The sequence below is a fragment of the Pedobacter sp. L105 genome (assembly GCF_009765875.1).
Classification (GTDB): Bacteria; Bacteroidota; Bacteroidia; order Sphingobacteriales; family Sphingobacteriaceae; genus Pedobacter.
The window spans coordinates 781877-794273 of the sequence record NZ_LMUP01000004.1; the positions used below are offsets into that span (position 1 = coordinate 781877).

Sequence of the window (12397 nt, forward strand, 5' to 3'; positions counted from 1 at the left end):
GAAATGATCGACCTGATTATACCAAAAAAAACAAGAACTTATATTCCTCAGGAATTAGAGATTAAATGGGACACCCTTTCTCCAATATTGGATGAACTGCTGAACAGAACAATTAATGATGTAACTGAGCTGGAGCACTGGTTGAAGGACAAAAGTGAACTGGAAGCAGCGCTTGAAGAAGATTTTGCCTGGAGATATATTAAAATGAGCTGTGACACTGCCAATGAAGAGCTGGTAAGCAGCTTCCAGTATTTTGCCACAGAAATAGAACCGAAGATCTCCCCTGTAGGGAACCTGCTCAATAAAAAATTCGTAGAAAGCCCTTTTATTGATGAACTGGATAAGGATAAATATTTTGTTTATTTAAGGGCAGTAAAAAAAGCCCTTGAAATATACAGAGAGGAAAATGTAGAGTTGTTCACTAAGATCCAGGTTACACAACAAAAATACCAGGCAGCAAGCGGTGCCATGAGTGTGACGATCAACGGACAGGAATATACGCTGGTACAAGCATCAAATTTCATTAAGGATGTAAACCGCCAGGTTCGTCAGCAGGCATGGGAAACTATCCAGCAGCGACGTCTGGTAGATAAGGACAACCTGAACATCATCTTTGACGAACTGGTAAAAATGCGTCATCAGGTAGCACTGAATGCTGGTTTTGAAAACTACAGGGACTATATGTTCCAGGCATTGGGAAGATTTGATTATGATGTTAAAGATTGTTACGATTTCCATGAAGCGATAGAAAACGAGATTGTTCCTATTTTAAAAGAGCAGGCTGCAAAAAGGGCAGAGGCCCTGGGACTGGAAGTGTTAAAACCATGGGATACTGAAGTAGATATTTCCGGCAAACCGGCTTTAAAACCATTTCATAACGGAGAAGAGCTGATAGAAAAAAGTATCGCTGCTTTTAATGCCATCGATCCTAAATTAGGTCAGATGCTGTCTATCATGAAAGCAAACAATCTGTTTGATGTAGAAAGCAGAAAAGGAAAAGCTCCGGGAGGATATAACTATCCCCTGGCAGAAACCGGTGCCCCTTTTATTTTCATGAACTCTGCAGGTTCAATGAGAGATCTGACCACAATGGTTCATGAAGGCGGCCACGCAGTACATACTTTTTTAACTGCGAACCTGGAATTGAATGATTTTAAACACTGCCCTTCTGAAGTAGCAGAATTAGCTTCCATGAGTATGGAACTGATCTCTATGGACCAATGGCATATTTATTTCGATAACGCAGAAGATCTGGTAAGGGCTAAAAAAGAACAGTTGATCGATGTACTGAAAACACTGCCATGGGTAGCAGTAATTGATCAGTTCCAGCATTGGATCTATACCAACCCTTCGCATAATGCGGCCGACAGGGAAGAAGCATTTAAACAAATTTACAGCACATTCGGTGCGGGTTTTGCCAATTGGGATGGTTTGGAAAATGAGTTCGGAAACCTATGGCAAAAACAGTTGCATGTATTTGAATTGCCTTTTTATTATATTGAATATGGCATTGCCCAGTTAGGTGCTATTGCCATCTGGAAAAACTATAAAGAAAACCCTGAAAAAGCGATTCAGCAGTATCTTGATGCCTTATCATTGGGTTATACTAAACCAATGAATGAGATCTACGAAACTGCAGGTATTAAATTTGATTTTAGCAGCAGTTATATTAAAGAATTAGCCTTATTTGTTAAAAACGAATTGAATAAATTAGATTAGTTTGCTTATAATTTATAATTTCAACAAAAAAACTAACCAATTAATCAAAAATGCTTGAAAATCTCTTCCGGAAAAAGTCCATCACTAAAATATTAGAAGATGCAGAAAAGGGCTATGGAGACCATGATTCGGCACTGAGCAAAACGCTTGGCGTAAGGGACCTTACTGCTTTCGGAATTGCAGCAATCATTGGCGCAGGTATTTTCAGCACCATAGGAAAAGCAAGTGCAGATGGTGGGCCGGCGGTAATATTCCTGTTTATTTTTACAGCGATAGCCTGTAGTTTTGCTGCATTTGCTTATGCAGAGTTTGCCTCTATGGTTCCTGTTTCAGGCAGTGCTTATACCTATTCTTATGTAGCCTTCGGGGAGCTGGTAGCCTGGATCATTGGCTGGTCGCTCATCATGGAATACGCTGTAGGTAATATCACTGTGGCTATCTCCTGGTCGGACTATTTCACCGGACTACTCTCCTCCATCCACATACCCGCACTGGGGATCAATGGTATCAACCTGCCCGACTGGATGACGATGGATTACCTGACGGCCTATAACGGCCATCAGCATGCTGAAGCACTGGTAAATGCCGGAAAAAACTACGCAAATCTTGATGAAGCCATCCGGATTAGTAATAATGCCTGGATAACAGCACCAAAGATCGGGAATTTTCATATCGTGGCAGATCTGCCTGCACTGGGAATTATTACCCTGATCACCTGGCTGGTATACAGGGGAATGAAAGAATCAAAAAATGCAAGTAATGCGATGGTGATCGTTAAACTGGTAGTAATTTTACTGGTACTTTCTGTCGGCGTTTTTTATATAGACACAAAAAACTGGCACCCATTTGCACCCAATGGCGTTTCTGGAATCATGAAAGGTGTTTCGGCTGTATTCTTTGCCTATATTGGCTTTGATGCGATATCTACCACTGCCGAAGAGTGTAAAAATCCGCAAAGGGACCTGCCAAGAGGAATGATGTGGGCTATTATTATCTGTACCATTCTCTATGTGGCCATTGCACTGGTATTAACAGGAATGGTAAGATATGACCACCTGGCTGTTGGTGACCCGCTATCGTTTGTATTTGACCAGGTGAACCTTAAAATGATGAGCGGCATCATTGCTGTCAGCGCAGTTTTTGCCATGGCCAGTGTACTGCTGGTTTTTCAAATGGGGCAACCAAGGATATGGATGAGCATGAGCCGTGATGGTTTACTGCCAAAAAAATTCTCTAAGATCCATCCTGTTTACAAAACACCATCTTTTGCGACTATCGTTGTGGGTTTTGTGGTTGCAGTTCCGTCTTTATTTATGAACCTGACCATCGTTACAGACCTTTGTTCTATAGGAACACTGTTTGCCTTTGTACTGGTTTGCGCAGGTGTACTGGTTTTACAGAACAAGCCCAACATTCAGCGGAAGTTCAAAATCCCTTATGCCAATTCAAAGTACATTATACCAGTGGTATTTGCAGGAATGATCATCGCCGGATTTACCACTTATAAAGTTGAAACCACGGAATTTCTAACCAACAAAGCCAAAGTTCAGGAGCCCATCAGCTTTATTACGCTGCTGGACAAAAACGAACTGGACAATGTGCAGGACCAGATTAAACAAGAACAGAATAAACCTGAGCTGATTGCCAGGAATATTGACGCTGAAGCTTATTTAAACGGGTTAACTCCCGAACAATACCAAAGTTTTGTAGAAAAAAGCAAGGTAAGTGCCGATAAAAAGTTTGAAAGCGGGTGGAGTTTGTTTAAACATAAGATCCCGATGTGGATCTTTTTTATCCTCTGTGTGATGATCACCTATTACTGCATCACCAAGAACTTATCCCTTATTCCTGTATTAGGCTTATTAAGTTGCCTGTATATGATGTGTGAACTCGGTATCTCCAACTGGATAGGATTTGGCATCTGGCTGGTTATTGGCCTGGTGGTTTACTTTATGTATGGTTACCATCACAGTAAACTGAATCCAAAGAATAACCTGGCATAAAAAGAGTTTATGGTAAAAGAAAAGCGGGTATAGGGTCAGTGATCTTATACCCGCTTTTCTTTTTATTCGTCCGGCTAGAATTTATAGGTTAAGCCAGCGCCAAAGATCTGTTTTACCTGTAAAGCTTTCTTGTTGCCAGTTACTGTACCCGTATTATCTACTACAGGTATATTCGTTTTATCATCATAGATCATCTCTACTCCTGCATTCACCGTTACAAATTTATTCACCTTCATAAATAGGTTAGCGGTATAATCGGTATAAACGTTTTGTGGCTTATCCAGATAGTTTGAATAGAGTTTCAAAATATTTTCTAAGCTGATGTTTTGCATAATGTTGAATTTATAGTAAGCATCTAACGAAGCACCAAATTCATAATGTAATTTTTGTCCAGGGTCGACACCAAACGCGCCGGCATTAGACAAAGAATCGTTACGGACGATGATTAAGCGGGAAGCAACGGGAGAGAAATTGACCCTGAAGTTGTCCGATTTTTTATACGCAAAACCAGGCCCTAAAGTAAGATACGCAGGCGCAAGGAAATCTGAGATCAGCGTTCTTGCATCACCGTTATATTGCCAGCCTTTTGTAAACTGGGTTTGAAAGTTGGCATAAAAAGTATATAACCAGTGTGGTGCTGCCTGATAACCCAGTAAACTATTCAATATGAGCCTGTCGTCATTTTTACGGGTACCCACGTCCGCTTGCTTACTTAAGCCATAACCAAAGATGGCTTTGTTATCCCAGCTCCATTTGTCCTTTTTATAATTGAAATCATAATTCAAAACAATATTCCCCGCTACAGAATTTACACCGCCTGCTGCCCAGTTGGAAAAGGAGCTTTGATTGATCAGGAAAGTATTTTCCCCGTGAATGGTCCATCGTTTGGCGGTATCGGCTTTGCTGGTGTCTTTTTTAGCTGCAGGGGTTTGCTGTGCATAAGTGACTACACTGGCACAGGTCAATAATAGAGAGAGGGCAACATTTTTCATAGGCTGTAGATTTGTTTTATATATATTTTATTTCTGAATTTCATGATTAGGCGGGTAAACGGTTGAGTATAATATCTTCCGCAGATACGAAAATAAGAGGCACTTTTTCTATTTCAACATAACTGGAATCCAGGCCAAAGCTTTTCTCTTCTGACAGACTTAATTTCTTTAGCACAAAGTAATACCACCACATTACACTCCGTTCGTAAACACTCAGTTTAGAGAATTTAGACAGGTGTTTTTCCAGCAGGATGAATCTGAAGTCGCCCGCAATTTTATGTTTATGCAGCGATGTATATTTACTGATAATATCTACTTCCCCATTTTTCACCAGTTCTTCAATCACCTTCCGGTATAACAAGTTTACCCGCTGCTCTACCCTGAAGCCTAATTTAAAGTCTATCCTGACCAGCTTTCCGGGAATTAAGAAGGTGACCTTGTAATCCTGTGTAAAAGGTTCATCCACCACATCAACATGCACCAGCCAATAGATATCTGCCCGCTTGGGTTCTTTTTGAAGGATAGAATAGATGATCTTGGATTCTATTTCTGTTTTAAAATTGGCATTGGTCATGTAAACCAGTTGTGAGGAGTATTTAGCAACAGATTCATCCTCGCTGAGTTCGCTGATGATTTCAAAATAATCTTCAACCTCCACATATTTAACAAACCTGCTTTTTATCCTTCTGGCCACATACCATCCCCACATCACAGAAAACAATACTGCACCAATCATGACCGTTACAAACCCGCCATGAAAAAATTTAGTCATATTACCAACCAGGAAGGTAAATTCAATTGCGCCGTAAACCGCTACAAATATGATGATTGCATAACGGGGAACCTTTTTGGAGATCATATAGGCGGCCACCAAGATGGTAGTGGCTAAAAATGTCATGTTGATGGCCAGGCCGTATGCCCCCTCCATATTTACAGATCTTTTAAAAATGAGCACAATTAACAAACAGCCTGCGCACAATAACCAGTTAATTGAAGGTACATAAATCTGCCCTCTTTCGTTACTGGGGTAATTAATTCTCACTTTGGGCCATAGATTAAGCCTTACAGCTTCCGAGATCAGGGTAAATGAACCGCTGATCATAGCCTGACTGGCAATGATCGCGGCGATGGTAGACAAGGCGACCATAAAAAGCAGGTAGGGCTCCGGTACGATCTGGAAAAATGGATTAAGACGAAGATCATAATGCGGGTGCTGCAATAGCCATACCCCCTGCCCAAGATAATTGAGGATCAGCGTAGCTTTTACAAAAACCCAGCTTACCCGGATATTATTCCTTCCGCAATGTCCAAGATCTGAGTATAAAGCTTCGGCCCCGGTAGTACATAAAAATACGCCGCCAAGGATCACCAGTGCCATGGGATTTGTGATAATCAGATGTGCAGCATAATAAGGGTTAAGCGCCTTTAGAATACTCAGGTCCTGTACCACATAGGCCATTCCCAATATACCCAGCGTGGCAAACCATAACAGCATGATCGGCCCGAATAATTTACCAACCAGGCTGGTACCAAACTGCTGGATTACGAACAATAGCGTAATAATAAGCAGTACGATTGGAATAACCCTCATGTGCGTAAACTTTACCTGAAGCCCTTCAATGGCCGTTGTAACGGTGATACTGGGAGTAATGATACCATCGGCCAGCATTGCGCAGCCGCCAATCACAGCGGGGATCACCAGCCACTTTGCCTTTTTACGGACCAACGAGTACAGCGAAAATATTCCACCCTCTCCCTTATTGTCTGCACGCAATGTGATCACTACATATTTAATCGTTGTTTGTAAAGTAAGTGTCCAGATAATACAGGATAACGCACCCAGCACCATCATCGGATTAATGGTTTGACCACCTTCGCTCACTGTATTAAATATCGCTCTTAGGGTATATAATGGAGAAGTCCCTATGTCACCGTATACAATTCCCAAACTAATCAGCAGACCAGCTGCCGAAAGTTTGTTCAGATCTTTATGTTCAGACAATTTTAAAATATTTTATATATAATTTCAATTAAACGGACTCACAACAAATAAGTTTGATTGATGTCAAGATTTATCACATAGATTAAACATTTACAACTGTTAAATTGTGTTAAATATTGTTTATACTTCAAAATCTTTAATTTTTCTGTGGAATTATTTCTACTTTTACGGACAGATAGATGAATACAAAAACTAAAACGGTCTCACTCCTATACTTAATTTGCATATTATGCATCAGTATGTTATGCAGTGCCCCAGTTTTTGCCCAGCGTTCTGACAGCATCAACAATAGCTCGAAATATAAAAGGATTGTCAAGACCCCTCAGATTAAGGGCGATGTACCTTCTTACAGACCAAGTTATACTCCCGGTGGTGCTTTAACCCCTTACAACAGTTTAGTTTCCCATAATAAAATCAGTGGCAAGGCCGACAAGATCCTTTCCGTGCTTAGGGTTTATCCTAATCCTGTTGACGATCAGATCAACCTGATTTTACGCCTGGAACGCGAATCTGTTATTTCTATTAAAATAATGGATTTATTGGGGAACGAAGTGGTTACGCTTTCTAATGAACGCTTATCTGCCGGGGAACAAACCAAAACCTTTACTATCCCGAACCGCCTGAACAGTGGTATTTATTTTCTGCGTTTTGTTGCCGGTTCAGAAACCGTGGTAAAACGTATTTCTGTGCTATAATTTTCATTATTCCTTCCTTTTTTAATAGATATAAAGTTACTTTTACGCATCATGCGCCTGCATGAGAGGATAAAACGAACTTACATAATGAAGATAATTGCCATTGGCCGCAACTATGCAGCACACGCTAAAGAATTAAATAATCCACTGCCTTCCAGCCCTGTTATATTTTTAAAACCAGACACCGCTGTCCTTAAAGACAATAAGCCATTCTATATTCCCGAATTTTCATCAAACATCCATTATGAACTGGAAGTAGTGCTTAAAGTATGTAAAGAAGGAAAACACATTGCCGAAAAATTCGCCGCCAATTATTATGATGAAATTGGCCTGGGTATAGATTTTACTGCCCGTGACATTCAGGACGTGCAAAAGGCAAAAGGCCTGCCCTGGGAGCTGGCAAAGGCTTTTGACCATTCCGCAGCCATCAGTCATTTTATTCCTAAAGCGCAGATCCCCGACCTGAAAGACCTTGAGTTTGAACTGAAAATCAATAATGAAACCCGCCAGAATGGAAACACAAAAAATGTCATTTACTCTTTTGAGCAGATCATCGCTTTCGTTTCACAATATATTACCCTAAAAAAAGGCGATCTTATTTTTACGGGAACACCCGAAGGTGTTGGACAGGTGCACCAGGGAGATAAACTGGAAGCCTGGATAGGTACCGAACAATTTCTAAATTTTGATATAAAATAAGCTGAATGATTAAAGCAGGTATTTTCCTTTTTCTATTTAGCGCATTTACTCTCAGCTGCGAAGCGCAGCAAATTTTTAGTGGCAACAAGTATCCGCTTGTAGATTTCCGTCAACCGCTGGATATTGAACCTCCTGCCCTTGCAGGATCTTTTGGCGAACTAAGGCCTAACCACTTCCATTCAGGTATGGACTTCCGTACCAATCAGCGGGAAGGTTATCCTGTTTACGCCACTGCCGATGGATATGTATCCAGGTTAAGGGTACAGAACAGTGGTTTCGGACAGGCCATTTATCTCAATCATCCTAATGGGTTTACTTCTGTATACGGCCATATATCGCGCTTTGCGCCAAAAATAGCCGCAGCAGTGAAAGCCCTGCAATACGAGAAGAAGACCTTTGAACTGGATGAATTTCCTGCAGCCGATGCTTTTCCCGTACATAAAGGTGATATCATTGCCTATTCGGGAAACAGGGGAAGTTCCGGTGGCCCGCACCTGCATTTTGAGATCAGGGATACGAAAACAGAAAACACCATCAATCCGCAGTTATTCGGCATCCAGGTGCCAGATGATATACCACCGATTATTTATTCCTTATATGTCTATAAGCTGAATAAAAAACCTTTTAATGAATACACGCCAAAACAATACTTTCAGGTTGCCGGTGCTGCCGGCAAGTTTCACCTGATGCATCCGGGCGTGATTAACGTGAGTGGAGAAGTTGGGTTCGGAATAATCACCACAGACAGGCACAATGGCCATTCAGGAATCATAGGTATTTATTCTATCGAACTGGCAGCAGATACGAAAACGATATATACTTCTTCGCTGGAAAGGTTCGCCTTTGAAAACAGTATTGCCGTAAACTCCCATATTGATTATCCGACATTTAAAAACTCCAGGATCAGTATCCAGAAGAGTTTTGTGGATCCGGGCAATCCTTTACAGATCTACAGCAACCTGGTTAACAATGGCAGGATAGAATTTGACGACCAGCAGGTACATACCCTAAATTACATTGTAACGGATGCCAGGGGAAATAAAAGTACTTTGTCTTTTACAGTGCACTCAGATGGCAAAACTCCTGTTACACCAGATCAGCCCGCAGGTGTTCCTTTTTCTTATAACAAAGACAATACATTTGCTGCAGATGGGGTTAAAGTTGTGGTACCGAAAGGAACTTTATACAATGACCTGAATTTGATTTATAAAGTTAAGCCTAAACCAGCCAGAGGAGCCTACTCCTCCATTTATCAAATCCATAACAACCTGACACCACTGCATAAAGGCTTTGATCTCTGGATTAAACCAGACGCCAGCCTGGGTAGCTTAACTGGGAAAGCTGTGATTGTAAGCGCCGGCGGATCGAGCCAGGGAGGAATTGTGGATGACGGTTATATCAAAGCATCACCAAGGAATTTTGGCAGTTTCTACATTGCTGTAGATACTGTTGCACCAAGCATCACCCCGCTAAACATAGCTTCGGGCAAGAATATGGCTGGCATCGCAAAAATGATGTTTAAGCTCCACGATAACCTTTCAGGAATCAAAAGTTTTAACGGTTATATAGACGGCAACTGGGTATTGATGGAATTTGATACCAAAACATCCACATTATGGCACTCTTTTGATGAACGTACTGCTACCGGGAAACATCAGCTGAAGCTGGTAGTAGAGGACATGAAAGAGAACGTTAGAACGTATTCCATTACTTTTTATAAATAAGCATATGAGTGAATTAAAAGAAGGTCAGCAGGCACCTGAATTTACAGGATTAGACCAGGACGGAAAAACTGTAAGCCTGGATCAGTTTAAAGGTAAAAAAGTAGTCTTGTATTTTTATCCCAAGGATGACACCCCGGGCTGTACTGCTGAAGCCTGTGATTTCAGGGATAATTACCAGGGATTACTGGCCAAAGGAATTGTTGTTTTAGGCGTAAGTGTGGATGATGAGAAATCACATCAGAAATTTGCTGCCAAACATAGTCTTCCTTTTACCCTGCTGGCAGATACAGATCATAAAATTGTAGAAGCTTATGGTGTTTGGGCAGAGAAGAACATGTATGGCAAAAAATATATGGGCATCAACCGTACTACGTTTATCATTGATGAAGATGGGGGCCTTAGTCATATCATTAAAAAAGTTGACACTAAAAACTCAACTGCACAAGTGCTGGAACTTTTAGAAAAATGACAAACAATCAGCATTAAAAGAGCCTTTAAAGGCCTAATTGTAAGCGATAAGTGACAGAATAAACTATATTTGCCAGCATAATTGGTCAGCAATCCAAATCAGGAAAATGTTTAAGTTTCCTGATTTCTAATCTGCTTTAAGCAAATGCAAGCGTAATCACATTAACGGGCCTGCAGGGCCATGAATATAAAACGGTAAAAAACAATTTATACGAATGAAACATACAATCAATGAATTAGAGGACATTGTTTCTCAGGTAAGAAGAGATATTGTTAGAATGGTACACGGCTGCCAGTCAGGACACCCTGGTGGATCGCTGGGCTGTGCGGAATTCATGACAGCACTTTACTTTGAAACCATGCACCATTCCACAGATTTCAAGATGGATGGTATAGGAGAAGATTTGTTTTTCCTTTCTAACGGCCACATTTCTCCTGTTTTTTATAGCGTTTTAGCCAGATCTGGTTATTTCGAAGTAAGTGAACTTGCTACTTTCAGAAAATTAAATTCAAGGGTTCAGGGACACCCTACTACACATGAAGGATTGCCTGGTATCAGGATCGCTTCAGGATCTTTAGGTCAGGGTATGTCTGTTGCCATTGGTGCGGCATTAACTAAAAAACTAAACAAAGACCATTCTTTGGTATTCACTTTACACGGTGACGGGGAATTACAGGAAGGTCAAAACTGGGAAGCTATCATGTTTGCCCCGTTCAATAAAGTGGATAACCTGATTTCTACCATTGATTATAACGGACAGCAAATTGATGGCCCTACAGAAAAAGTATTATCATTAGAGAGCCTTCAGGCTAAGTTTGAAGCTTTTGGATGGCATGTGATCACTTCCAGCGGAAATGACATGGGAGAAATCGTGAAATCTTTGGAGTATGCTAAATCGTTAACAGGTAAAGGAAGACCTATTTTGAATTTAATGAGCACTCAAATGGGTAACGGTGTTGATTTCATGGTAGGTTCACACAAATGGCACGGTACTGCGCCAAATGATGAGCAATTGGCTTCAGCATTGGCACAGAACAAAGAAACATTAGGAGATTACTAATCGCTTCCCGTTAACAGGTCCATTAAAATGACAATAACAGGTGATACAAAATCACCATTCAAAAAATAGCTCAATAATGAAAAAATATACATATACAGAAAAGAAAGATACACGTTCTGGTTTTGGCGTTGGCTTACATGAGGCAGGTCAGAAAAATCCTAACATCATCGCATTAACAGCAGATTTGAAAGGATCAATGAAGATGGATGCTTTTGCAAACGAATTTCCTGACAGATTTGTGCAGATAGGAATTGCTGAAGCGAACATGATCGGTATAGCAGCAGGCATGACCATTGGAGGTAAAATCCCTTTCACAGGTACATTTGCGAACTTTTCTACGGGACGGGTTTATGACCAGATCAGACAATCTGTTGCTTACTCTTACAAAAACGTAAAAATTTGTGCTTCACACGCAGGTTTAACTTTGGGTGAAGATGGTGCTACCCATCAGATCCTGGAAGATATAGGCCTGATGAAAATGCTTCCTGGTATGGTAGTGATCAACCCTTGTGATTACAATCAGACTAAAGCAGCAACCTTAGCTATTGCAGAATACGAAGGTCCTGTTTATCTTCGCTTCGGAAGACCAAGTATTCCGGTATTTACAGATCCTGATCAAAAGTTTGAGATCGGTAAAGCATGGATGGTAAATGAAGGTACTGATGTAACGATCATTGCTACAGGACACATGGTTTGGAAAGCTATTGAAGCAGGCGAACAACTGGCGGCACTGGGTATTGATGCAGAAATTATAAACATTCACACCATTAAACCGTTAGATGAAGAGGCGATCCTTAAATCGTTGAAAAAAACCGGATGTGTAGTGACTTGCGAAGAGCACAACAAATTTGGCGGATTGGGTGAAAGTGTAGCTCGTTTGTTAACTACAGAATTGCCTTCTCCACAAGAATTCGTTGCAGTAAACGACAGTTTTGGAGAAAGTGGAACTCCAGATGAATTAATGACCAAATACGGGCTGGATACCATCAACATCGTTGAGGCAGCTCAAAAAGTAATAAAAAGAAAAAAATAGT

Annotated in this window: 10 protein-coding genes; 8 read left to right on the forward strand and 2 right to left on the reverse strand. The window is 40.9% G+C overall.

The window, feature by feature from the left end; translation table 11 throughout:
• Positions 1-3: 3 nt before the first annotated feature.
• Both GSQ84_RS08530 and GSQ84_RS08535 read left to right on the forward strand, forming a co-directional pair.
• Positions 4-1719, forward strand: coding sequence for a M3 family oligoendopeptidase (locus tag GSQ84_RS08530; protein ID WP_158796818.1), 1716 nt, complete (start codon positions 4-6; stop codon positions 1717-1719).
• Between the two features lie 50 nt (positions 1720-1769).
• Positions 1770-3722, forward strand: coding sequence for an amino acid permease (locus GSQ84_RS08535; RefSeq protein ID WP_158796819.1), 1953 nt, complete (start codon positions 1770-1772; stop codon positions 3720-3722).
• 74 nt (positions 3723-3796) lie between these two features.
• Here the strand turns inward: GSQ84_RS08535 and GSQ84_RS08540 are convergent, their stop codons facing one another.
• The gene (locus tag GSQ84_RS08540; protein ID WP_158796820.1) at positions 3797-4714 is read right to left on the reverse strand and encodes a DUF3078 domain-containing protein; all 918 of its coding nucleotides are present in this window, start codon (positions 4712-4714) and stop codon (positions 3797-3799) included.
• Between the two features lie 46 nt (positions 4715-4760).
• Positions 4761-6716, reverse strand: coding sequence for a KUP/HAK/KT family potassium transporter (locus tag GSQ84_RS08545; RefSeq protein WP_158796821.1), 1956 nt, complete (start codon positions 6714-6716; stop codon positions 4761-4763).
• Between the two features lie 239 nt (positions 6717-6955).
• On the opposite strand from GSQ84_RS08545, the gene GSQ84_RS08550 reads away from it, so the two are divergent.
• The 6 genes from GSQ84_RS08550 (at position 6956) to GSQ84_RS08575 (ending at position 12396) form a co-directional block, all read left to right on the forward strand.
• On the forward strand, positions 6956-7411 hold the full coding sequence (locus GSQ84_RS08550; RefSeq protein WP_254070808.1) for a T9SS type A sorting domain-containing protein: 456 nt from the start codon (positions 6956-6958) through the stop codon (positions 7409-7411).
• 87 nt (positions 7412-7498) lie between these two features.
• Positions 7499-8110 carry a fumarylacetoacetate hydrolase family protein gene (locus tag GSQ84_RS08555; RefSeq protein WP_158796822.1) on the forward strand — a complete coding sequence of 204 codons (612 nt, stop codon included), beginning with the start codon at positions 7499-7501 and terminating at the stop codon, positions 8108-8110.
• Between the two features lie 5 nt (positions 8111-8115).
• Entirely contained in the window at positions 8116-9834 is a 1719-nt protein-coding gene (locus GSQ84_RS08560) for a M23 family metallopeptidase (RefSeq protein WP_158796823.1), read from the forward strand.
• A 4-nt stretch (positions 9835-9838) separates the two neighbouring features.
• Positions 9839-10303, forward strand: a complete 465-nt coding sequence (bcp, locus tag GSQ84_RS08565; protein WP_158796824.1) for a thioredoxin-dependent thiol peroxidase — start codon at positions 9839-9841, stop codon at positions 10301-10303.
• Between the two features lie 214 nt (positions 10304-10517).
• Positions 10518-11363, forward strand: coding sequence for a transketolase (locus GSQ84_RS08570; protein ID WP_158796825.1), 846 nt, complete (start codon positions 10518-10520; stop codon positions 11361-11363).
• A gap of 76 nt (positions 11364-11439) precedes the next feature.
• Positions 11440-12396: a transketolase family protein gene (locus GSQ84_RS08575; RefSeq protein WP_158796826.1), complete on the forward strand. Its 957-nt coding sequence runs from the start codon at positions 11440-11442 to the stop codon at positions 12394-12396.
• Position 12397 lies beyond the last annotated feature (1 nt).

Bases quoted from the DNA above. Each gene is read 5' to 3' on its own strand.
- bcp (WP_158796824.1), top strand. From the start codon at position 9,839: ATGAGTGAATTAAAAGAAGGTCAGCAGGCACCTGAATTTACAGGATTA.
- GSQ84_RS08555 (WP_158796822.1), top strand. From the start codon at position 7,499: ATGAAGATAATTGCCATTGGCCGCAACTATGCAGCACACGCTAAAGAA.
- GSQ84_RS08570 (WP_158796825.1), top strand. From the start codon at position 10,518: ATGAAACATACAATCAATGAATTAGAGGACATTGTTTCTCAGGTAAGA.
- GSQ84_RS08560 (WP_158796823.1), top strand. From the start codon at position 8,116: ATGATTAAAGCAGGTATTTTCCTTTTTCTATTTAGCGCATTTACTCTC.
- GSQ84_RS08550 (WP_254070808.1), top strand. From the start codon at position 6,956: ATGTTATGCAGTGCCCCAGTTTTTGCCCAGCGTTCTGACAGCATCAAC.
- GSQ84_RS08540 (WP_158796820.1), bottom strand. From the start codon at position 4,714: ATGAAAAATGTTGCCCTCTCTCTATTATTGACCTGTGCCAGTGTAGTC.
- GSQ84_RS08575 (WP_158796826.1), top strand. From the start codon at position 11,440: ATGAAAAAATATACATATACAGAAAAGAAAGATACACGTTCTGGTTTT.
- GSQ84_RS08535 (WP_158796819.1), top strand. From the start codon at position 1,770: ATGCTTGAAAATCTCTTCCGGAAAAAGTCCATCACTAAAATATTAGAA.
- GSQ84_RS08530 (WP_158796818.1), top strand. From the start codon at position 4: ATGATCGACCTGATTATACCAAAAAAAACAAGAACTTATATTCCTCAG.